Origin of the sequence: Photorhabdus noenieputensis (genome assembly GCF_018448935.1) — a bacterium.
Classification (GTDB): domain Bacteria; phylum Pseudomonadota; class Gammaproteobacteria; order Enterobacterales; family Enterobacteriaceae; genus Photorhabdus; species Photorhabdus noenieputensis.
In genome coordinates, this window is record NZ_RCWC01000004.1 from 140,417 (window position 1) to 161,933 (window position 21,517).

26 protein-coding genes and 1 pseudogene are annotated in these 21,517 nt (G+C 47.2%); 9 read left to right on the plus strand and 18 right to left on the minus strand.

The window, feature by feature from the left end; all coding sequences use genetic code 11:
* Positions 1–39: 39 nt before the first annotated feature.
* From EAE91_RS05030 to EAE91_RS05075, 10 genes are all read right to left on the minus strand, one after another.
* Positions 40–606 carry a YopR family T3SS polymerization control protein gene (locus EAE91_RS05030; protein WP_214087525.1) on the minus strand — a complete coding sequence of 189 codons (567 nt, stop codon included), beginning with the start codon at positions 604–606 and terminating at the stop codon, positions 40–42.
* A complete protein-coding gene (locus EAE91_RS05035; RefSeq protein WP_214087526.1) occupies positions 599–952 on the minus strand; it encodes a YscG family type III secretion system chaperone in 354 nt (117 codons plus the stop codon). Before EAE91_RS05035 ends, EAE91_RS05030 begins: the two co-directional genes overlap by 8 nt.
* A gap of 2 nt (positions 953–954) precedes the next feature.
* Complete coding sequence (gene sctF / locus EAE91_RS05040; protein ID WP_214087527.1) at positions 955–1,209, minus strand: type III secretion system needle filament subunit SctF; 255 nt, start codon at positions 1,207–1,209, stop codon at positions 955–957.
* Positions 1,202–1,414, minus strand: coding sequence for an EscE/YscE/SsaE family type III secretion system needle protein co-chaperone (locus EAE91_RS05045; RefSeq protein WP_214087528.1), 213 nt, complete (start codon positions 1,412–1,414; stop codon positions 1,202–1,204). The genes sctF and EAE91_RS05045 overlap by 8 nt, the downstream gene beginning before the upstream one ends.
* Positions 1,411–2,682 carry a type III secretion system inner membrane ring subunit SctD gene (sctD, locus tag EAE91_RS05050; protein ID WP_214087529.1) on the minus strand — a complete coding sequence of 424 codons (1,272 nt, stop codon included), beginning with the start codon at positions 2,680–2,682 and terminating at the stop codon, positions 1,411–1,413. The genes EAE91_RS05045 and sctD overlap by 4 nt, the downstream gene beginning before the upstream one ends.
* Complete coding sequence (gene sctC / locus EAE91_RS05055) at positions 2,679–4,532, minus strand: type III secretion system outer membrane ring subunit SctC (RefSeq protein ID WP_280520268.1); 1,854 nt, start codon at positions 4,530–4,532, stop codon at positions 2,679–2,681. Before sctC ends, sctD begins: the two co-directional genes overlap by 4 nt.
* The gene (locus tag EAE91_RS05060) at positions 4,520–4,942 is read right to left on the minus strand and encodes a YscB family type III secretion system chaperone (RefSeq protein ID WP_214087531.1); all 423 of its coding nucleotides are present in this window, start codon (positions 4,940–4,942) and stop codon (positions 4,520–4,522) included. The genes sctC and EAE91_RS05060 overlap by 13 nt, the downstream gene beginning before the upstream one ends.
* Before the next feature lie 14 nt (positions 4,943–4,956).
* Complete coding sequence (locus tag EAE91_RS05065; RefSeq protein WP_214087532.1) at positions 4,957–5,793, minus strand: T3SS regulon anti-activator ExsD domain-containing protein; 837 nt, start codon at positions 5,791–5,793, stop codon at positions 4,957–4,959.
* Between the two features lie 114 nt (positions 5,794–5,907).
* The gene (locus EAE91_RS05070) at positions 5,908–6,726 is read right to left on the minus strand and encodes a helix-turn-helix transcriptional regulator (RefSeq protein WP_214087533.1); all 819 of its coding nucleotides are present in this window, start codon (positions 6,724–6,726) and stop codon (positions 5,908–5,910) included.
* A gap of 927 nt (positions 6,727–7,653) precedes the next feature.
* Positions 7,654–8,625 carry a LysR family transcriptional regulator gene (locus EAE91_RS05075; RefSeq protein WP_214087534.1) on the minus strand — a complete coding sequence of 324 codons (972 nt, stop codon included), beginning with the start codon at positions 8,623–8,625 and terminating at the stop codon, positions 7,654–7,656.
* 156 nt (positions 8,626–8,781) lie between these two features.
* On the opposite strand from EAE91_RS05075, the gene EAE91_RS05080 reads away from it, so the two are divergent.
* Positions 8,782–9,273: a GNAT family N-acetyltransferase gene (locus EAE91_RS05080; protein WP_214051749.1), complete on the plus strand. Its 492-nt coding sequence runs from the start codon at positions 8,782–8,784 to the stop codon at positions 9,271–9,273.
* A 126-nt stretch (positions 9,274–9,399) separates the two neighbouring features.
* Positions 9,400–9,677: pseudogene (locus EAE91_RS05085) on the plus strand (amino acid permease); the annotation flags it as partial.
* Between the two features lie 15 nt (positions 9,678–9,692).
* Here EAE91_RS05085 and sctU read toward each other — a convergent pair.
* Genes sctU through sctN form a run of 8 tightly spaced genes read right to left on the minus strand, consistent with a single transcriptional unit; the run spans position 9,693 to position 16,429 of the window.
* Complete coding sequence (sctU, locus tag EAE91_RS05090) at positions 9,693–10,748, minus strand: type III secretion system export apparatus subunit SctU (RefSeq protein WP_214087535.1); 1,056 nt, start codon at positions 10,746–10,748, stop codon at positions 9,693–9,695.
* Positions 10,745–11,533: a type III secretion system export apparatus subunit SctT gene (gene sctT, locus EAE91_RS05095; protein ID WP_214087536.1), complete on the minus strand. Its 789-nt coding sequence runs from the start codon at positions 11,531–11,533 to the stop codon at positions 10,745–10,747. Before sctT ends, sctU begins: the two co-directional genes overlap by 4 nt.
* Positions 11,530–11,796 carry a type III secretion system export apparatus subunit SctS gene (sctS, locus tag EAE91_RS05100; protein ID WP_214087537.1) on the minus strand — a complete coding sequence of 89 codons (267 nt, stop codon included), beginning with the start codon at positions 11,794–11,796 and terminating at the stop codon, positions 11,530–11,532. The genes sctT and sctS overlap by 4 nt, the downstream gene beginning before the upstream one ends.
* A gap of 2 nt (positions 11,797–11,798) precedes the next feature.
* Positions 11,799–12,452 carry a type III secretion system export apparatus subunit SctR gene (gene sctR, locus EAE91_RS05105; RefSeq protein ID WP_214067089.1) on the minus strand — a complete coding sequence of 218 codons (654 nt, stop codon included), beginning with the start codon at positions 12,450–12,452 and terminating at the stop codon, positions 11,799–11,801.
* The gene (gene sctQ / locus EAE91_RS05110) at positions 12,449–13,378 is read right to left on the minus strand and encodes a type III secretion system cytoplasmic ring protein SctQ (RefSeq protein ID WP_214087538.1); all 930 of its coding nucleotides are present in this window, start codon (positions 13,376–13,378) and stop codon (positions 12,449–12,451) included. The genes sctR and sctQ overlap by 4 nt, the downstream gene beginning before the upstream one ends.
* A complete protein-coding gene (locus EAE91_RS05115; RefSeq protein WP_214087539.1) occupies positions 13,375–14,634 on the minus strand; it encodes a type III secretion system needle length determinant in 1,260 nt (419 codons plus the stop codon). The genes sctQ and EAE91_RS05115 overlap by 4 nt, the downstream gene beginning before the upstream one ends.
* Positions 14,635–14,645: 11 nt before the next feature.
* Positions 14,646–15,107, minus strand: coding sequence for a type III secretion protein (locus tag EAE91_RS05120; RefSeq protein ID WP_214087540.1), 462 nt, complete (start codon positions 15,105–15,107; stop codon positions 14,646–14,648).
* Positions 15,107–16,429 (minus strand): type III secretion system ATPase SctN, encoded by a 1,323-nt coding sequence (gene sctN / locus EAE91_RS05125; protein WP_214087541.1) that lies wholly within the window; start codon positions 16,427–16,429, stop codon positions 15,107–15,109. The genes EAE91_RS05120 and sctN overlap by 1 nt, the downstream gene beginning before the upstream one ends.
* 305 nt (positions 16,430–16,734) lie before the next feature.
* Here sctN and sctW point away from each other — a divergent pair, with 305 nt between their 5' ends.
* The 7 genes from sctW to EAE91_RS05160 are packed head-to-tail and all read left to right on the plus strand — an operon-like array spanning position 16,735 to position 21,482.
* Positions 16,735–17,607: a type III secretion system gatekeeper subunit SctW gene (sctW, locus tag EAE91_RS05130; RefSeq protein WP_214087542.1), complete on the plus strand. Its 873-nt coding sequence runs from the start codon at positions 16,735–16,737 to the stop codon at positions 17,605–17,607.
* Positions 17,588–17,875, plus strand: a complete 288-nt coding sequence (locus tag EAE91_RS05135; protein WP_214087543.1) for a TyeA family type III secretion system gatekeeper subunit — start codon at positions 17,588–17,590, stop codon at positions 17,873–17,875. Before sctW ends, EAE91_RS05135 begins: the two co-directional genes overlap by 20 nt.
* On the plus strand, positions 17,872–18,243 hold the full coding sequence (sycN, locus tag EAE91_RS05140; protein ID WP_036775306.1) for a type III secretion chaperone SycN: 372 nt from the start codon (positions 17,872–17,874) through the stop codon (positions 18,241–18,243). The genes EAE91_RS05135 and sycN overlap by 4 nt, the downstream gene beginning before the upstream one ends.
* Positions 18,240–18,605, plus strand: coding sequence for a YscX family type III secretion system protein SctX (gene sctX, locus EAE91_RS05145; RefSeq protein WP_214087544.1), 366 nt, complete (start codon positions 18,240–18,242; stop codon positions 18,603–18,605). Before sycN ends, sctX begins: the two co-directional genes overlap by 4 nt.
* A 2-nt stretch (positions 18,606–18,607) precedes the next feature.
* Positions 18,608–18,937: a type III secretion system chaperone SctY gene (sctY, locus tag EAE91_RS05150; RefSeq protein ID WP_214087545.1), complete on the plus strand. Its 330-nt coding sequence runs from the start codon at positions 18,608–18,610 to the stop codon at positions 18,935–18,937.
* Complete coding sequence (gene sctV, locus EAE91_RS05155; RefSeq protein WP_214087546.1) at positions 18,934–21,051, plus strand: type III secretion system export apparatus subunit SctV; 2,118 nt, start codon at positions 18,934–18,936, stop codon at positions 21,049–21,051. Before sctY ends, sctV begins: the two co-directional genes overlap by 4 nt.
* Positions 21,048–21,482: an LcrR family type III secretion system chaperone gene (locus EAE91_RS05160; protein WP_214087547.1), complete on the plus strand. Its 435-nt coding sequence runs from the start codon at positions 21,048–21,050 to the stop codon at positions 21,480–21,482. Before sctV ends, EAE91_RS05160 begins: the two co-directional genes overlap by 4 nt.
* The last annotated feature ends 35 nt before the right edge of the window (positions 21,483–21,517 follow it).

A 21,517-nucleotide genomic window follows, 5' to 3' on the forward strand; every position in this document is an offset into this window, starting at 1 on the left:
GGTTGTCTATCCCTGTTTCACTGGGTTGTGGTTGGTCCATTATTCTTCCAAATCGAGTTTGTGTGAATTTCGTATCAGGTTATCCACCATACCATTACGGGGGATCAGTGTTTTCAACTCTTGCCGGATAAGGTCACTTAGGTACTCATTGCCAGGCATAGGTTCAATCTTGCCGAGTATCTTGAGAAGCACCGTCTCCTGTTGTCGGCCTGTGGGGGCGAATTCACGAACAATCTTTCTCAGTTCTGGCATATCCAGCGGTGGATTAACGGGCAATGTCAAGCCGCCAAACTGCGACCATAGCTGCTCTTGTACCGGAGCGATCAGTTTGTCTTCTAACTGAGCACGTTGGGCGGGCTGTTTATCGGGCGATGAAGCCTGATACCACTGCCATGTCACTTTGCGCTGTGTCGCTGAATCAAAATCGCCTAAAACGTTCTCCAGCGATTCTCCTTGTAGCCAGCGTTGTTGGCGTTCTTTCAGCATTTGCTGATCCGGTGTGGTTGCCAGTGCTTGCTCAAAGCTGTGCTGGTGCCTGGAGCTGACCGAAGGCTGTGCCGTTGGTGGCGACACGGAGTTATGGGATGGCCCTTCAATCCTATCCATGAGCTAGTTGTTCCCGCATGCCATCAACAAAGGAGAGCAATTGTGGATCGTCGCTGCCAGCCATTCGCGTCAGCCTCTGCTCCAGAGCTGATGCCAGTCCCAGACGCCACTCACACAAAGCTAACCAAGGTTCCAGACTAGGCCAGGGAAGATCCCGACCAAAATCCAGAGCCTGTTGATATTGGCCTTGGTTCGTCAAAGAAGAGAGCCGAATCAGGTTTGCTGCTTCTTGCCCCTCTTCGCTTGACATCAGCCAGTCAGCAATAATATTGGCTTCGTCATGGCAGTGATGGCCGCTTCCAACCAGAGCAATATCTGCCAGTAACCCTTTGAGTGAACGTGTCATGATTAGATCTTCTGTAATATACCCTGCATCAGGTCTTTCATAGCCCGGGTGACAGTAGAGTTGATGTTGTAGATTACCGACCATTTGTTGATTTTGTGCTGTAAATCAGCTAGCAAAGCGGGGTTATCAGGCCCGTCTTTGAGGGCGGTAATGGCGGCACTGACGTCTGTTTCGGCCTCATTGGCTTTTCCACTTAATTGCTCTGCAACCCTATCGAGGGTATTAGCGTCCGTTGCGGCAGTAAAAGTTTTAGCCATGATGGTCTCCTTCTGTTGTGTTAAGTATTGTGATTGCGGCTTGGATGGCATCAGCCTCCAGTTGCCATTGTTGGTATTCTTGTACCGAACCGCCACGTCTCAGTTGTTGTTTAATATCGTTCAGCGCCTGAGAGAGGCGATGTTGCATTTCGTTGACATAAGTCGGATCGGCACCAAACAGCCGTGCCTCCAGGGATGTCATCATAAAACCGGACTCCTGTTGAGTTTGATAATAAATTGCTGCTCGCCTTTGGTAATAACAATCGCATCTTGGCGGATGGCCTCAATTCTTAAACCATTTTCTGTGGTTGCTCCGACGGGGTAACGCAGGTTGTTTTTGAGTACCACATAGGGTACACGCCCGAGGGAAACTGCCCTGACGTCGAAATTGAGTTCATCATTGCGGGTGAGCCGCTTATTGTTCAGTAATACCAATGCCGGCCGGTTGCCGAACTCTTGCTTAAATACTTGCTGTAAGCGGTAGAAGTTGTGAGTTTGGTGATCGTCCAGTTGACCTGTGAACTCAATACGATCGTTTTTATCCTTGTAAGTCAGGGTGTCGGGTAAATCATGTTTAGCCAATAACATATCCAGTCGCTTGAGATGGCTACCCGTGAATTTCGTCTTGTTTTCTATGCCCAGTAAGCCTGGAACATCACGTTTGAGTAGTGATTCAATATCGTTCCATTGCTGGCTGGTATCGGTGACTTCTCCCATAAGGCGGACCCAACCGGCTTGTTTACCATTGCTGCTCTGAACTTGGGTATAGCTAAGTTTTTGTAAAATGAAATCCACCCCCTGACGTAACTCTTCCATAGTGCGTAATTCCAGCCGATAACTGAGAGAGTGAGCATCAAGATACTGTTGCAGCGCCAGCCGTTGTTGATTGAGGTTCACATAACCTTTGAGCAACAGCGGCCCGTGATCGGGCATCATTTGTATACTCACTTGGCGATAGGCTGAATCGTCATTGAGAAAACGGCGTAGTTCTTGCTCGGCGATGCTATTGGACATGTTGCTCCTTTGCCATCCTTCATGTCCAAGCAGAGCGAGAAGACCAAGTGCCAGCACCAGACAAAGGATCAACATTCCACCAGCTACCCAGTTACGATTTTGGCGGGCAGGGCGCTGATGTGGCGTGACCGTCGGTTCAGCGAGTTGGCTTGGGAATGCGTGTTGTTGGTCACAAAAAGCCCACAATAACGGACCTGCCTCCTGACGGGCTAGTGCTTGCAATGTGGCACCCGATGATAGCGGTTCGCCATTCTGACTTGGTGCGATTTCACCGGCCCATTCCAACAGGCGAATTGAGTCTGGTTCGACTTCTAAGATCAGGTGCACAGGGGCAACATCTTCATCCACCAGAACGATATCTGCCTGTAGGGGGTCTGAGCCGATGGCTAAACGCCCCTCAGCTAAATTGACCTCAATACTTTTATTCAGTCCGCGGTAAAAGCGAATTTTCCAACTCATCTGTTCGCCTTATTTTGCACACGAACACACCAGGTTTCTTTCAATGAACATTGTTGTTCAATGACTCGCCATCCGTAAGTATTACCCATTCGGCATGAGTCTAAAAATGAACTTTTACCTGCTTGCCGTAGCGTTTCTTGTACTTGACGGGCCGAGGATAATGGCTGGCATTGTGCACTTCCCAGAGCTTTACTCAACGATAAGCTATGATTAGAGATATCTTGTGTTGCCAGTAATCTAGGGCGTAGATCTTGCCCATTACCAAGAGCCAGATAATGGGCTATCCCACTATCAATCAGACGTGGTTCAATAATGAATAGCCGTACTGAGCGTCGAACTTGCTCACTGGTATTGCGAAACAAGACACCCAAATAGGGGATGTCGCCTAAAAATGGCACCTTACGTGTTATTTGACTCATTTCGTCGCGGTAGATGCCGCCGATTAGCAGACTTTGCCCATGTCCAACTCTGGCAACGGTATCGACAACAGTTCGGCTGATAGTCGGGATACCATCCCGGCCTGAACTATTAGGCTTCTGGTTACCATCCTCAATATGCAGATCTAAACTGATTTCAGGAGAATCTCCTACTTGGATGACTCTGGGGATCATGCGTAGCATAGTGCCATAGGTAAGGCTTTTAAGTTCGGCAACCCGTTCACCACTCACTTTCACGTAGTAGGTTTCATTGTTGTCAATGACTGCTTGCGTGTTCTCCTGCGTTAAAAGCGTTGGGCGAGAAATCACCTGAGCGCTTCCTTTACTCTCTAGTAAGGTTATTTTGGCGAGCAGATAATCCAGCCCACGGCGATCAACCAGGCTACCTAATGCGGCTGAACCGATGCTTTCACCTTTTTCCTTGCCCTCCTTTTTTTCCCCGGCGGAGGTTGTGATATCAATAATATGACGAGGCCCAGTGTTGATGCCAACTTGCCAGTCAACTCCCAGTTCTGAAAGGTTGTTTGCGTCGATGTCGACGATGGACAGGGCAACTTCAATCCGGGCAGAAGGTTTGTCCAGTATGTTGATCAAGTGTGCATACATGGGCATCCTTTCCGGGTTATCCCGTACAATGATGGCATTTAGCGAAGGTTCCGCCTGTACAACAGCACGGCTTGAGTAGTTTCCTCCCGTAGAAGAAGATGATGTTTCACCAGTAACAGTGGTCACATTGGTATCACTGAGTAGACGGGAGAGAATGGTGGCTATGCCAGGTGCTTCAATACTGGTGTCACGATATTGGATCTTGCGATCGACCACCGAGGCGTATTTGAGTGGGAAAATTTCCACTGTCAAGGCACCGGTTTTTTCGCTACGTAGCAATGACTGCTGTTCCAGTGCGGATGCGGTTTGATCAACCAACTCAAGATAACGGGGAGGGCCTGATACGTAAACCAATTGGTTACTAGGATCAGGACGCCAGCCAAAGCGTGGTTCCCAAATGCCAGAACGTTTCAGGGCCTGTTGTAGCTCCGTTGCGTTGGTTTGTTCAAGCTTAAGCAGGCGCGATTGTATTTCACTGTTTTTGAATACATACAGCACACTCCCATCGTAATACCAGATCAGATTATAGAGAGAGGATAAATGTTGCAGGAATTGCTGAGGAGTGTCCTGTTCAAAATAACCGTTAACCTGATCGGTCACCTTATCACTGACAACCACCGATGCTTCATAGTTAGCACCGAAATTAACCAGTACATCCCGCAGGTTTTCTCCTTTTGCCAGATAGTGATAAGGCGCAGGAAACCAATCCAGATCTTGGCTATAAGCTGAGGGGATCATCACACCGCTGATACTCAACGACAACAGTAGGGAACGGCATAGCCGTTGGAACTGTTTCATGGTTGCCATATTACCTGTTTCCATTGAGGGGAGGATTGGGTTTCTGACAATAAAGCCATAACTTGTTCCAATAGATCGACGTGCATAGTTAGCATCTGTTCCAGTATTTGAGCATCCAAACTATCAAGGCCAAGACGTGCCTCTAGAATAAGGTTCTCTGATTCATCCAAGGTCAGTGCGTGGGGAGCATGGCGTCCCCAACGTGTAACTTGTTGTAATAGTGTTTTCAGTAACTCTGCGCCTGACGGATCTTTTGGGTTATGGTGCCAGCTTAGCGGGCTGGATAACACAAGTTCAGTTCCCTGTTGGCGAAGAAACAAGTTGTAATTATCAATGTGCAAATGGTAATGCCCTTGTCTATCGGAAACGAAAGGCTTCTGGCCCAGGCGACTGGCCAAATGATTGAGTAGAGTTTGCATGTTTCCTCTAATAATTAGGTCGTCGTCGATTGCCAATAAAAACTGTCTTGTGGCAGACACAGAGCACGGGCACAAAGCCATTTTTGTAAGTGAATGGCCGATTCGCTGTCATGCTCTAAAGCGGTTAACCACGTCCAACAGGATGACAATGCTTCGGGAACCGGTGTAAAAGCGGTTAGGTCGCCGCCAGCTTGGAGTGCTTCCAGCCCGGTAAACCAGTTGGGCCATGCTTCGCGAGCTTGGGTTTCCGTTGTTAACAGCAGCTTTTCTAATAGTTGCTTGCGTTGGTTAAGCGCTGTTTGCAAAGATATAACCTCTTGATGTTGTTGTTCCCGGCATTGAGATGAGACGCTTTCAGCTTGCTGCCAAAAATGCGCTTTAGCACGCAGTTGCCGTTCTTGGATCTGTAACTGTTCAAATTCAGTGAACCAGAAATTTATCTCTGGCTCCAACAAACGGAGCCACCAATCAAATAATGGCTGTAATACCCAGTGCTGTAAAAGATGCTTGTCAGCCAGGTTTATGCGGTCACCCAATACCTTATTCCAATCACATTCCGGTTCTGCCGCCGCTCTGATGAGCTGTTGTAGGTCATCACGCCGCAAAGCTTGTCCGCAATTTAACCGTCTACGAAACCAGACGGACTTCATCAAGCTTTCCAGCAGATGTCTGGGTAGCAAACGTTGTAATAAAATAAACTGTTGGCTATTAATAATGTCTCTATTCTGATACTGAATAGCCGATGATTTTCCGAGTAACTGATCCCGGCGTGGAATTCCCGACTGCATGACAGAGATCTTGCGGCCGAGAAACATGCTGGTTCGAGTCTGATTATATTCTTGCTGGCTCATGCTATGCTCATCTTGCTGCTAGTCACTCTTGTCGATTAAATTAGGAATGGCCTTATTTTATCTGTCAGGCCAATGGTTAACTTGTAAAAAACGTCAGATTATTTTAGCCCATCGTTACTCTTTGCCATACCTGGCTCGACTGGGTGTGCAATTAAAGCGTCTTCGATAGCTTTGAGTGAAGTAAGATTGGCTGGAGAATCCAGCTTCCATTGAAATATCGACAATACTCATCTCGCTGTTGAGTAGTAGTTGGTGTGCATAAAGAATGCGGCGTTCACTGATCCAGGCGCGGGGTGATATTCCGTATACCGAACGGAACAACTCCTTGAAGGTGGTTAATCCCATACCAAATTCTTTAGCAAATTCACTGAGTTTCCACTCCTTAAGGTAGTGGTTTTCCATAAAACTCTGCAAACGTTCCACTTGGCGGTTGCTCAATTGTCGTAATACTGACATGAGCAAAGTACCTTGTTCTCCAAATGCCGCCAACAGTAACAACTCTTCTGTTCTGAGTTGACCCAACGCTGCGGGGTAATCATGAGCCAGTAGATCGACCAGGCCATTTATACTTTGGGATAACAGAGGCGATGAGGTAAATGCAATTAATTCGGGTGTTGGCATATTGTGCCGCTCGACTTCACTGAGCAGAGTACCAAAACGTTGCAGAAAACCGTGGAGAAAAGTGGTACTCAGAGGCAACCAGAGTAACTTGCAGGTATCACTACGCGTTTTTGCCGCATAACTGCCACGACGAACAAAAAGCAGCTCGTTGTGAGAGATATCGTAGGTATTGGTACTATCCTGCCATGTCATTTCACCTTCGAGCAGGATATATATCCCTTCTTGAGGATGTTCTATAACGTTAAAAGCAGGCATGCTACGCTGGAATAATGAGATATCCATTCCCTTCCCTGATGTTGTGATGCCGTTCATTCTATTGTCCTGGATCTGTTGGTGTATGTCTTAAAAATACAAATCACATTATTATTATTAATAGATATTTTCTTTAGTTTCGCTGTCTGAAATAGACAGAAAGAATAATTTACGTATTTAACCTGATGGTTAACTATAGCACCTTTTAATTAAAATGATTTTTGCTAGTGGGCCTATTTATGTTCCTTGGTTCAAATACTGTATTATTCTCACGGTTTATAAACAATTTCTAAACGAAGAGTGAAAAGTGATCATTTTTTTCACGATAACGATTGCTTATAAATTTTGCACCCTTGGTTATAAACTAAGCCTTTTGTCTTGACTGATATTGATAGTTATCTCCTTATTATTCAGGAAATCTATTGATTATTCGTAATACGTTAGTAATTATAATGAATAATAGCTAGAGCAATATTAACGAATTAACAGGTATAGAAGTCAACGCAAAGTGAAATCTAAATGGCTATATGTAATATAAATCACTTAATAATAAATTCAATCTGGTTTCAGCTATTTGATCAATCGATAAAAACAGAGAATCAACTTCACTGAATTGGATTATTTATCACAATATTGTTTAAGTAATGTTGGGTTATTAGCAGTAATTTTTATTTATATTAAATTTGTTGTGATTATGTAATTGAATCGTAATAGTTAAGAAACGAATCTGAATTATATTTCGTTTATATTGAGCATTGGCGAGATGCTTTAAATGCCAATGCTCAATTCATATATGCAGTTTGACTGTCAAAAAACGCTGTTTGAGGACAGACTTGTCAACGCAAAGCAGAAGCAGCATCAGAGCGGATCATCCAGAATGATTGCTCAGAACAGCCTCTGCCCGTTCAGATCACTTTGAAAACCACTGTATTAACTGGCTGTAAACGCTCCGCCAGCAGATAGATCTGGAAGATACAGAAGATTTGATCACTGATTTACGTCAGGGGCTTGATCGATTGCATTCGTTGGCATAACCGGCATTTCAGGATTGCATATCGTCATAATTTGCTCCCTCATCCATAAATGCCCTGGAGAGTTGCATAACGCAGGGCTGTAGTAGGCCTTTAGTATGTACTGCGGCGTGGGGAATGGGGGAGCAAAAACAATCAGATCTTTCATATCAAAGACGGAAGATATTCCCCTTCTGGGCAGGGTAATAACCAGATCAGTGTGAGAGACAATGAATGGGGCGATCATCAGGCTGGGCAGCTCCACCATGATGCGGCGTCTGACTTGCTGACTTTCCAGATAGCAATCGATAACACCTCGTGACTCAAGCCACGGGCGCACCACAACGTGCCCGGCGTTAAGATACATCTCTTGAGTGAGCGTTTCTTTGATATCAGGGTGCCCTCGACGGGCGGCGACTACGTAATCGTCTGTAAAGCAGGTAATCGCTTCTATGCCCCGGCGAGGCATCTTTTGTTCCTCCTCAAACCCCAGTGCAAAATCCACTTTGCCGGATATAAGATCCTCGTCGGCATTAAAATCCCGTGAATAAATCAGCTTGATGGTGATGCCTGGGGACAGATGATTAACGCGTGATATCAGCGCTGGCAGGATGATGCCTGCGGTGTAATCTGTAGTAGCAAATGTAAATGTTTCCGTGCTTTTTTCTGGTTCAAAAACGTCTTGTTTGTGGAGGCAGGAAGAAAGACTACCCAGAGCGCCTGAAATCCTTGCGGCAATACTTTCTGCTTTTGCAGTTGGCACCATTCGTCCCCTGGCACGAACAAACAGGGGGTCTTCAAGAGAAACTCTAAGGCGATTCAGAGCATGGCTCAACGCCGAAGGGCTAAGGGCAACTTCACTGGCTGCGTCAGTTACGCTGCCGTGCCGGTACAAAGAATCGAAGACCAGCAGCAGATTAAGATCAAGCTTACGTAAAAGTGAGTGCATGGTTTTCAGTGTCTCCAGGAAAAAAGCGTAGCGTAAGTATCCAAGCATGAAATATTGAATGCAGAGTATACATTTTAACATTGCAGAAAATGCAGCGTAAACATGCTATGAAAAAGGTACTATTCTGATTGAGATGATTTATGAAGAGGCAAAAGCATGTTTAACCCAGTTTTCCGTCAGGCTACTCCCGCCGACGTTGATCGTTGCTATGAGATTGAAATTACTGCTTATGAAGGTGATGAAGCCGCTACACGAGAAAAAATTGCTACCCGCATTGACCTTTACCCGGAAGGCTTCTTGTGCATGGAAAATGACGGTGAGGTCATCGGCTTTATCAATGCAGGTTGTGCTTGGGAAGTTGTTATGTCTGACGAAGAGTTCAAACAACTCGTGGGACACGATGCGGCTGCGCCAAACGCAGTAATTATGTCTGTTGTGGTTCACCCTGACTTCCAGGGTAAAGGCTATTCATCCTTGTTGATGCGCGAATTCGTGTCACATATGAAGTCTATGAATAAAGAGACGATTCATCTAATGTGCAAGGATCGCCATGTCGATCTGTATTCTCACTTTGGCTATCAGTACATCAAGCCGTCCACATCCGATCATGGTGGGATGGCCTGGCATGAAATGATGATGACCCTTTGATTTTTCCCAGACAGGGGTTATATAGCCCCTGTAACTCTCTATTTTCGTTAATTTCAGGTCCGCATTACCGCAACATCTGACTAGGCGAACTGGCCGTATTTATGCCCGTTTCTGGCGCACTTGCACTTTAAACTGGTTTTCCGTAATGCTGGGTTGCTTTCTGCGGCAGCCGTGATGAATGCCGTCATTCTCACATCAGTTGTGTCTGCGGGTAATTCCGGGCTGTATGCCCCGACGCGCATGCTATTTAATCTGGCACGTGAGGGGAAAGCGCCAGCCTTCTTTAATGCTCTTAATGCGTAACGGCGTTCCGCTGTTCGCTCTCCTGGCGACGGCGGTGGTTTCAGCGTTATGCTTTTTGTCCTCTATGTTTGATAACGCCTCCGTATATGTGGTTGCTTAACATGTTTGAGGACGGGTTACGGCTCAGGAGCACGATCTTGCCACTGTTCTAGCCAGCGTAAAACTTCTGCGGTAGCTTGGATAAGATCAGCAGGAATATATTGGTCGATCAGGCCATCTTGATAAAGCGCTCGTGCCAGAGGAATGCGTTGTAACACCGGAATACCTTCCTCTTCGGCAATACGTCGAACTTGTAGGGCCTGAGCGTCGGTGAACTTGAGTGTGATAAGGGGTAACGGTGTCTCCCCTTTCTTATAGCGAATACCCACGGCAATGTGAGTTGGGTTGGCGACGATCACTGATGAGTTCTTGACGCTAGCACGCATATTGCTTGATTGTAATTCTTGGTGAAATTGGCGTCGTTTGCTTTTGATCTCTGGGCTGCCTTCACTCTCTTTATATTCCCGTTTGATCTCATCTTTGCTCATTCTAAGCTGTTTAATATGTTGGTAGTGTTCAAAGGCATAATCGGCGATAGAGATCACGATAAGCCCCATACCACATACCGTCATAAGTTGGGTTAACATTGTTCCGAGTACAGGGATAATGCATTGTTCCCCACACTCTGGTAGGTTCAGCAACGCTTGTAGATTGCCTGCCAGAGTCACCCAAACCAAGGTACAGAGTAGCCCCACTTTAAGTATCGATTTGATGAATTCCACCAAGCTCTTGATAGAAAAGATTCTTTTAGCACCTTCAACCGGGTTGATCTTCTTAATATCAGGTTTAATGGCATGTCCACTAAGTAGAAAACCATATTGGGCGAAGTGTGAGACCAGCGATAGCAAAGCGGAAACGCTCAGAATTGGCAGACAGAGGTAGACCAGCTCCTGCATCAAGTTTTCAACTACATGGTTTAAGGCTTGAGGAAAGGGTTTTTCTAGTAGATTAGCCGGGATCAGCATCAGTTTACTCAGATGCTCCAGATAGTATTCAGACATGACCATCATCATGCCGATTAGCCCCAAGATTAAGGAGGTAGAAACGACTTCGTTACTTTTGGTTACCTGACCTTTCTTCCGGGCATCTCTGAGTTTTTTCGGGGTAGGTTTTTCCGTCTTTTCTCCACTCATGGTGCCTCCAGGATGGGGATTAACATGCGTACTGGGGAGAGAGTTAACAGCACTTTATCATAGGCGTGATGCATCAATAACTGGATATAGATAACCAGTAACAGGCTGGCAATTGCACTTTTGATTGGCATTGCTAACACGAAGACATTGAGAGAAGGCGCGAAACGGCTAATCAGTGCTAGCCCGAACTCTGCCAGAAACATGGCAACTAACAAAGGGGCGGCCATTAGGGCGCAGAGTTGCAACAGATAACTAAACTGGCCGTAGAAAAAATGGAGCCATTGGTTGGTAATTTGGGGGAAGAATTGCGTTACCGGCCAACTGTTATAACTCTGAAATAGGGCACCAAGCAGACTAAGAAAAGCGCCGCCGGAGAAAAAAAGTGTGATCAGTGTTTGAGTCAATAACAGACCTGTAGGTGAGGTTTGACTTCCCAGAGACGGGTTGAGCACTGACGCCATTGTTGCTCCCCGTTGGTTATCTATAATAAAACCGGTGGCTTCCATTGCCCAAAATGGAATAGAAGCGATAAAGCCAATGAGCAAACCAAGCAGAACTTCTTTACCGAGTAACAGCGTCAACTCTAGGCTACCTAATGTAGGCAGTGGGTTACCGGCTACTGTTGGGTAAGCATAGAGGGCCAGTGAGCAAGCCACGCCGTTGCGGATTAGTCCACCGCCTAGCATTTGCTTGCTGAGTACAGGAAATATCACAAAGCAGCTCATGATACGTGGCAATAACAGGGTATAAGCCAGCATTTGCTGCTGGAGCTCTGGTAAGGTCATCTGATCAGCGGCACCTTAAGAAAAGTCATGTTGGCAAAGCTATAGAGTTCGTTGCCAAGCCAGGTAGCAGTAGCGAACAGGGTGATAATGACCGCAACTAATTTAATAACAAAACCTAGCGTTTGTTCTTGTATTTGGGTGAGCGCTTGGATTAGCGAGACCAATGTTCCCACTGCCGCAGCCATGAGTACCGGCGGCAGGGAAAGGATTAACACTAACCAGAGAGATTGGCTGGTGAAATGCAAAATATCAGCATTACTCATATTCAATCTCCGTAACTGATGACAAGGCCGTGGGTCAGGCGTGTCCAGCCATCAAGCAAGACAAATAACAGTAATTTGAAAGGAAGAGAGATGGTCATTGGCGAAACCATCATCATCCCCATTGCGAGCAGAATGTTAGAAATAATGAGATCGATTGCAATAAACGGTAGATAAAGCAGAAACCCAATTTCAAAAGCTCGGGTTAATTCACTGACTGTAAAGGCGGGTAACAGTATCAACAGGCTGTCTGGTTCTAGCCGATCTGCATACTGGCTTGGCCAAATTTGTCGGGTACTGTCGATGAAGAAAGTGCGTTCACTGGGCTTAATATGTTGTTTGAGAAAATTCCGGTAAGGTGTCAGGCCCTCTTCCACAAATTTCTCTACTGATTGTGCATTGCTGAATGAAACTTCATTTTGGCGCAGGTAATCTTGCGTGGCAAAACCTACCGGAGCCATCACGTAAATAGTGAGGATAATTGCCAATCCGTACATAGCCATGTTAGGTGGGATCTGCTGTACGCCCAATGCGTTACGCAGTAAGGAAAATACCACGGCCAGTTTGAGAAAAGAGGTCGCCATCACCGCAATAAAGGGAAGCAGAGCCAGCAAAGCCAGACCGATGATGAGATCCAATTCATTCGGTAACTGGATCATGATTGTTTCTCCACGGAGAGATGTTCTACTCTTACTCCCAGACGCCCCTCAATATCTACCAACCGCCCTGAACCCAGGCATTTCTGATTGACAAGAATACGGACTGCACCGTCTGAAGGAACACCAAGATCGAGTAATGAACCGGGTTGCAGGCTGGTGAGTGTCTGTAGATCCAAGGTCTGACGACCCACTTCGAAGCTGACATGAACCTCCAGGTCGTTTAAGTCCGTTACTGGCAGAGTGTCGTCAGAATTGTCAGGGGAGGGGGTGTGCATGGTGATTAACTCCAGTTTATGGTCATGGGATTTAAAGTAGGCCCAAGGGCGTCCTTCCAGATACGCTAATAAAGGGGCATCTGGTTGTTGCTGTGGGGGCAGTAACAGCACATCCCCTGACTCCAGAGTGCGAAATGCGTCTAAAGTCAGGGTTATTGCCCCCCATTGCAGAGAAAGTCGTAATGGAATAGGCAGGCACTCACCAGATTGACGTTCTGGCAATATGGCAATTAAGGGGGATGGCTCAGGTAACCAGAGCGGCAATGTGGCCCCCGGCCGTTCAAGGAGTAGCCGCAAGCAAGCTGACAAAGGGCGTTCTGACGTGGTACGCAGTGCTGACCATGATAGAGTAGGCAGCACTTTGCTCTGATATTCCAGCAATGCCAGCAGCAGATCTTGAGGGAGCGAGGTGAGATCCGCTTGTTGTAGATCAGGCGCGAGCCACAACGCGAGTTCGGCTGCATGGCAGTAAAAGGAAAAAGTTTGTCCCTGCCAATGGGCGATCAGTATCCTGTCCAACGTTTGGGGAGAGAGAGCCACATCCAGGGAGAGATGGCTATTATCCCAACTAAATTGTTGCTGGTGGCGATTCAGGGCCTGATGCAGCGTTAATTCTTCCGATGAAACTTTGGATAAGGTCAGGCTATTCATGCATCTTTTTTCCATTCTTCGTATACGCTGCGACGTTGACGCGATCCATGTTCACTATCCGTTTGAGACGGAAGGGAGAGCTCGATAGTTTGTGTTGGATAGAGAAGTTGTAAACGTTCAATCAGTTCAAAGCGTGCTTGTTTCAGCAGTTGTTGAGCTGCGGGATTCGCTAAAATCTCTATTTGAAGTTTGCCATGCTCGTTGGTGAGTTGGATCTCAAGCACCCCCAGACTAGGGAGTGTTAGATGTAATGTTGCCGGACGCGGCTGTTGGGTTAGCTCAATACTGATCTCCACACTCAGTTTGTCGATCAACGCTTCCAAAAGGGGAGATATGGTTGAAGTTGCTTGCATCGTGGCAAGGATGCGCTCCCCTGGCAGGAGTTGTGCTTGTGGGAAGAAAGGTGCTTTCCCATCTGATCCGCCAGAGTAAGAAGATTGAGAGTCAGACTCTTTTGGCTTTGATACCACCAAATGGTAGGTCTCGGTTTCAGCTAGTGTTTTTCTTTCCGCTATGTTGATTTCGTCGGCATGGCGGGCAGGTATAGGTAAAGTCGGGTTGGCCTGTTGGTGAGGAGTAGCACCGCGTTGTGTATCTGGCTGAGATGGGGATCGACCAAGTGTTGTCTGCATCACTGCTTGATATGTCAGTTCATCGTTTGCATCTTGCTGAACAGGCGTCATTGCTGTGTCAGAATTAGTTGTGTCAGGATTAGTTGTATCAGGATTAGTTGTATCAGGATTAGTTGTGTCAGGATTAGTTGTGTCAGGATTAGAAGTCACAGTGATATCAACCGGTTTTAGGCCAGAATCAGACGAGGTGTTCAGGTTTGATTGACGCGTTGGGACTCCGGGTGCTGACAGAGACTCTCTTATCTCACTAGCGATCTCACTAAGGCGATGCACGGAAGCCGATAAGTTTTTTTTCTGATTTTGAGGCAGCGCAGGCATGTCATGGCCTGTCAATGGTAAGGCTTGCTGGCGCGAATCATCAATTGCCGGTTGGGGAGAGTCGAATAGTGGAAGCTCCTCATCTGAGTCATGTGTAGCATGCTGATCCGCGGTTTTACTATTTTTACTATTTGTTGTCGTGTTAGTTAACGGTTGTTCCGTCCGCCGTGTGGTTGACTGGCGTGTGTTGGCGGCATGAGAAGTGATAGCTTGCTCGAAACGGCGTTGCAAATCTGCGTCTGCCTCTGCGGGAGACGACGTTGGGAGGGAGGAGACACCTTTGCCGATAGCTGTCAGTGGGTTCATACTCTTCTGTTTTACACTCTTTCTTGGCGATGGAACTCTTCTTGTTCCAGCTCTTCCTGGTATTCACCTTGGGCACGGATCGCCTCTTGTTGCTGGCGACCCAATTCATTAAATTTTTCTTGCTGTTGGCGTGCGTGGTGCAGTACACGTTGACACTCTTGTAATTGATGGAGTTCCTGCTCCACTTTTTCTTTCATTTCAGCCACTTGCTTTTCCAGTTGCGCTTCATTTTCGCGCAACAGGGCAACTTGTTGTTGCCAGCGCTCAAGACCTTTACGGTCAATAGGTTGGCCCTGACACAGTGCAAAAAGCCGTTGTTCTTCTTCTATTCGCCATTGACAATAATCTTGCAAGCTTTGCAAAGCCTGTTGATGGTTTTGACGGGCTGTTTGCAGTTTCATTTGTTGCAGAGAAAAATGTTTTTCAGCACGTTCGACTCGTAAGGCTTTTATGCGTTGTAAACGGCTAATCATTATTTTGTTATCTGCTGTAATTGCGCTAAAGCTTGCGGTAAATCACTTGGTTCATGAGTGCCTTGGCGTAACCAATTACGTATTGCTTCAATACGTGCAATGGCATTGTCAGCAACGGAATCTTGCCCCTTTTGGTACTCTCCAATCTGCAACAAAAGTTCAACTTCTTCATATTTGGCTAACCAGTTGCGTAACAGACCAGCTTGAGCCTGATGTTCAGGGGTGATGATTTGATTCATCACCCTACTCGCGGAACGTAACACATCGATAGCTGGATAATGATTAGCTGCGGCCAGCTTGCGTGACAAAATAATGTGACCATCAAGGATAGAGCGGGTCTCATCTGCCACGGGTTCTGTCATGTCATCGCCTTCCACCAGTACGGTATAAAGGGCGGTAATCGAACCTTTGTCCGATTGACCAGCACGTTCCATTAATCGAGGCAAAGCAGCGAATACTGACGGCGGATAACCTCGTCGGGTTGGTGGTTCGCCGGCAGCTAAACCTATTTCTCGTTGTGCACGGGCGAAACGGGTCACAGAATCCATCAATAGCAGTACACGTTTGCCTTGATCACGAAAATACTCAGCGATTGATGTGGCGACAAACCCTGCTTTAGCTCGTTCCATTGCCGGGCGATCCGAGGTCGCGACCACCAGCACTGAACGTTTTAGTCCCTCTTCACCGAGATCCGATTCGATAAATTCCCGCACTTCACGGCCACGCTCACCGATGAGTGCCAGCACGGTAACATCAACTTCGGCGCTACGAATCAACGTAGATAACAGTGTACTTTTTCCGCCGCCAGCCGCGGCAAAAATCCCCATACGTTGGCCTTCACCGCAAGTGAGTAAGCCATCAATAGCACGCACGCCAAGTGAAAGCGGGTGTTCAATTCGTTTACGACTCATGGGAGCCGGAGCATCCCGGTAAACTGGATACCAGGCTTGTGGTTCCGGCAATTGGCCGCCGGAAAATGGATTACCCAGCCCATCAAGGACTTGCCCTAACAGGTAATCACCGACGCCAACTTGGTGCATGGCTCCGGTTGGACTGACTTCGGTATTTGAAGAGATGCCAAACATCTCACCAAGTGGAGTCAATAAGGCTTGATGTTGTTGGAACCCAATCACCTCCGCCAAAAGCGACAGCGTGTTGTCAGGATTGCGTAAGTGACAAAGTTCACCTATCCGTACACCAGGAATAACGGCTTTAAGTAGTGTACCCGTGACCTGTGTAACCCTACCGCGAATCTGAATTAGCCGGCATTCATTAATGGAGTGGCGCATTTGGCCGGGAATATGGTCAAGGGAAAGCTTCATGATCGTTTATATAACCTCTGCTGCAAATACTATAAAGAAGGGAGAGGGGGAGGGATTGCACCCTGAGTCGGGAGTTTTTAGAAAATGGTTGGAGTTTGCCTGGATATTCTCGGCTTTATCGGTGAGGTTTCCTAGATTTGTTCACGGCGTATTGTGCATATTTGATGTGCCTTAGACCAGATCAATGGGCTTTGCCTTGAGTTACGGCGGATTTTGCTAAAAATTCACGACTGATTTTGGCATAGGCTCCGGGACGGTATCTTTATAATTTGTTCATTATTAACTCTGATATGACAAGGTAGACTATGGATATTATCCAGAATCATCTTCATTCGATAACTTTATCAGAACCGGGTACCGGGGTGACCGCACAACAGGAGCAGGCCAAGGTTGGTCAATTTCAGGGAGAGAAAGTCGTGCTGGTATCAGCATCCCAATCTTTTGCTGATGCGGCTGAAGAACTGACCTTTGCATTTTCGGAGCGTAAAGATATGCCGCTCTCCAAGCGTAAAGTTAGCGATGGGCATGCCAGGGTGCGAGAAATTGAGGCGCTGGTGGGTGAGTATTTGCAGAAGGTGCCGGATTTGGAGCGTCAACAAAAGGTCAAGGCATTAATCTCTCACTTAAACAGTGCTCAACTGACTAATATTGCTCAGTTACAGGCTTATCTGGAAAGTTTCTCTGGCGAGGTGAGTGAGCAATTCTATGCGCTGAGTCAGGCCCGTGATGCGCTGGCTGACAGGCCAGAGGCACATGCCATATTGACATTGATTGACCAGGAGTTGTCACGTTTAGCGCAAGAGCAAGGGATTGCTATCGAGTTGGGAGCCCGCATTACGCCTGATGCGACGACAGCAGCGAGAAATGGGGTTGGTAACTTGCAAGCATTGCGCAACATCTATCGTGATGCCGTGATGGATTATCAAGGTCTGTCGGCTGCCTGGCGGGATATTCAATCTAATTTCAAGAGTAGTTCCCTGATGGAAGTCACCGGATTCATCATGAAAGCCTTGAGTGCTGATCTGGACAGCCAACAGCGGCAACTTGATCCTATTAAGCTGGAACGTGTGATGAGTGACATGCATAAACTCCGTTTGCTTAACAGCTTGTCGGTTCAGGTTGAGCAGTTATGGAAAAGCGTGATAGAGGGGGAAGGTCATGGCATACGGTCCTTCTGACCTTATGGGGGATGTCGTTTCTCTGGTTGAGAAACGTTGGGCCAATGTGCGGGATATTGAAATGCTCGGTCATGCTTTGGGATTGCAGGATAGCCAAACTCAAATTCATTTCTACCGCGAGTTGAAACGGTTGATTCGTTTGATTCCGGTGGAAGTGTTCAGTGATGAAGAACAGCGCCAAAATTTGCTTAATGCTTGTCAACTGGCGCTGGATACAGCAATTGAGAGAGAAGAAGACGAATTGTGGTCGGGAGAGGGAACATCATGAACTGGATAGAGCCACAGTTACTCCAGTTTTGTCAGGATTTGGGTATGGAGATGTCTGATGTTTCTAGCCCCTTGATCCAAATCGATTTTGAATATTCTGGTACGTTACAAATTGAGCGCTATGGTGGCGCATTAACACTTTGGCTGGCCCGCGAAATTCCTTGGCATCAGGGAAAAGAGGTCATGGTTAAGGCGATGTTACTCACTTTCAGTGGTCAGGGGCCTGAACTGCCCTTGCGTTGTGGCTGGTTGGGGGAAGATCGCCTGTTATTATTTGTGACACTGGATGAACGAGAGATAACTTTGCCCTTGCTGCATCAGGCATTTCGCTCTTTATTAAGAGTACAGCGAGAGGTGCTCGCTTCGTGAGCAAAATCGCTGCCGCCCATATAGGAATTGAACAACTAACGGCAATCAGTCGGGAAGAGATAGCGGTTAGCTTACCTGATCGCTACGCGTTATTGCCCGATGGTCAATCCGTTGAGACTCACTCTGCACGTCTTTATCCCGCTAACAAGGCTGATCAGGCTTTGTTGGCTTTTGCTTGCCCGCAAGATGGGTTTCACTCTCTGTTGCGTCCACATGATTTTCGCCAGGCGGTTAGTGGTCTGCGTACAATTTTGCAACAAGATAATGACGTCAGGGTACAGCATGCTGTCTCCCTGTTGGAAAAAATGAATCAAGATGAACAGTTGTTGCAGATGGCTCTGCACCTGTTGCACAAGGTATGACCATGACTCTCAGTGTTAAACAGCAGAGCGCTCTGTTGCTGCTTGGCTGGCTCCAACTTCAATACGGTCACCCTGACCGAGCGCGTATTTTATTGGATGCATTACTGGCTTTGCATCCCGAACATCAGGAAGGGCGTCGAGCTCTGGTGGTTTCATTGCTTAAACTGCAAAAGGGGAGCATGGCAAAAGAGCATTGCACTCTCTTACAAGAGCAAGGTGAACAAAGCGCTGCTCTCTGGCTTTGTGTTAGCCGCGCCTGTCAACAAGAAGGGAACTTGGAAGAAGCACGTAGTGCTTATCAGCGTTATCTCGCTCAAGGGGTCTTATTATGAGCCGTGGGTTAGAGTTATTGCGTCTGATTGGTGAGCGTAAAGACATCATGTTGGCAATCTTGTTGCTGGCCGTGGTTTTCATGATGGTGTTGCCGCTTCCGCCTATCCTGCTTGACATTTTGATCGCCATTAATATGACCATCTCTGTTGTGCTCATGATGATGGCAGTCTATATCAATTCCCCTTTACAGTTTTCTGCTTTTCCGGCGGTCTTGCTGGTGACGACGCTATTTCGTTTGGCGCTTTCCGTCAGTACCACCCGGATGATCCTCCTGCAAGCCGATGCCGGTAAGATAGTCTATACCTTTGGTAATTTCGTTGTCGGTGGCAACCTGATTGTCGGGATAGTGATCTTTTTGATCATCACCATTGTACAATTTATCGTCATAACCAAAGGTTCGGAGCGCGTAGCTGAGGTGAGCGCCCGTTTTTCCCTAGATGCCATGCCCGGTAAACAGATGAGTATCGATGGAGATATGCGTGCTGGCGTGATTGATGTCAATGAAGCCAGAGAGAGGCGCAGCATTATCGAAAAAGAGAGCCAGATGTTTGGTTCGATGGATGGTGCGATGAAGTTTGTTAAGGGGGATGCGATTGCGAGCCTCCTTATCATCTTTGTCAACATTTTGGGTGGGATAACCATAGGCGTCACCCAGAAAGGGATGTCGGCGGCTGATGCATTGCAGCTCTACGCCATTTTGACCGTTGGTGATGGTATGGTCGCTCAGGTTCCGGCACTATTGATCGCTATCACCGCAGGTATCATTGTTACGCGGGTTTCGTCGGAAGATGCTTCTGATTTGGGGAATGAGATCGGCGAGCAGGTCATTGCCCAACCAAAGGCACTGCTGATTGGCGGTGTTTTATTGGTGTTGTTTGGCCTGATTCCTGGCTTCCCTACATTAACCTTCTTACTGCTTGCACTGGTGGTAGCGGGTGGCGGTTATTTGCTGTTCCAACGGCAGCGACAAGCCAATGCCAGCCAGCAAGCAGATCTTCCTAGCCTGTTAGCCCAAGGGGCAGGCGCACCGGCAGCCAAACCTAAAGCCAAAAGCGGTAGTAAGACCAAAGCTGGAAAGCTGAGTGAGAAAGAGGAATTTGCGATGACGGTTCCTTTGCTTATTGATGTGGACGCGGGATTACAGGCTGAACTGGAAGCTATTTCACTGAATGATGAATTAATACGGGTACGACGCGCCCTCTATTTAGATTTAGGCGTACCATTTCCGGGTATCCACTTACGCTTTAATGAAGGGATGAAAGAAGGGGAATACTTAATCCAGCTACAAGAGGTGCCTGTTGCCCGTGGTCGGCTGCGTTCAGCGCATTTGCTGGTGCAGGAACCGGTCAGTCAATTGGAACTATTGGCTATCCCTTATGAAGAAGGGGAACCGCTATTACCTAATCAGCCTACCTTGTGGGTGGCGGAAGAACATCAAGAGCGTTTGGTGAAGTCCGGGTTAGCGTTTTTATCCATGTCTCAGGTGATCACTTGGCATTTGTCGCATGTGCTGCGAGAGTATGCCGAAGATTTTATTGGCGTGCAGGAAACCCGTTATCTTCTGGAACAGATGGAGGGTAGCTATGGTGAATTGGTCAAGGAGGCCATGCGCATAATTCCATTGCAGCGGATGACTGAGATATTGCAACGGTTGGTCGGTGAGGACATCTCTATTCGTAATACACGTACGATTCTCGAAGCGATGGTGGTGTGGGGGCAGAAAGAAAAAGATGTGGTGCAATTAACGGAATATATTCGCAGTAGTCTCAAGCGTTACATTTGTTACAAGTATGCTAATGGTAACAATATTCTGCCCGCTTATCTGTTAGATCAACAGGTAGAGGAGCAGATTCGAGGAGGTATTCGCCAAACGAGCGCGGGTAGCTATCTGGCGCTAGACCCGGCGGTGACGCAGAGTTTCCTTGAACAGATGAAGAAAACAGTGGGCGATTTAACGCAAATGCAGAATAAGCCAGTGTTGATCGTATCAATGGATATTCGTCGCTATGTGCGTAAGTTAATTGAAGGTGATCACCACGGCTTGCCTGTGCTCTCGTATCAAGAATTGACTCAACAGATCAACATCCAACCTCTTGGTAGGGTGTGCTTATGAATCATGATCCGCTTACTCCTTGGTTTGAGGCGCGGGGTTATTCGGTACACCCCCACTATATGGGAAGTAGCCCGATCCCTCTTGGCTGGCGTGTATGGTATGAAGGCTGTGAAATTGCCTGGCGTTATGATGCACCGCGAGTTTGGATCGTGATGTTACGCCGTACCCGGCAGCGTCGAGGGCTTGCTAATCCATTTGCGCCTCTTTATCTGTTGGCGACAGCAACGATGGCCGTGCTTGGGCCGGGTAGTCGGCTTTATGGTCAAGTTAATACTTTGGTTGACTCTCCCCTTAATGATGAACGTTTGGCCCGGTTTTACCATCGCTGGACTGGTGCGAGTGAGGTGGTGCCTGGCTGGTTTGAGTTAGAAGCCAGTTGCGTTATATCGCTACATCAAATGAGAAAACAACAAAAAAAAGTCCAACTTTGACAGGAAGAATCAATATCTCTCTTTATTATAGGAGT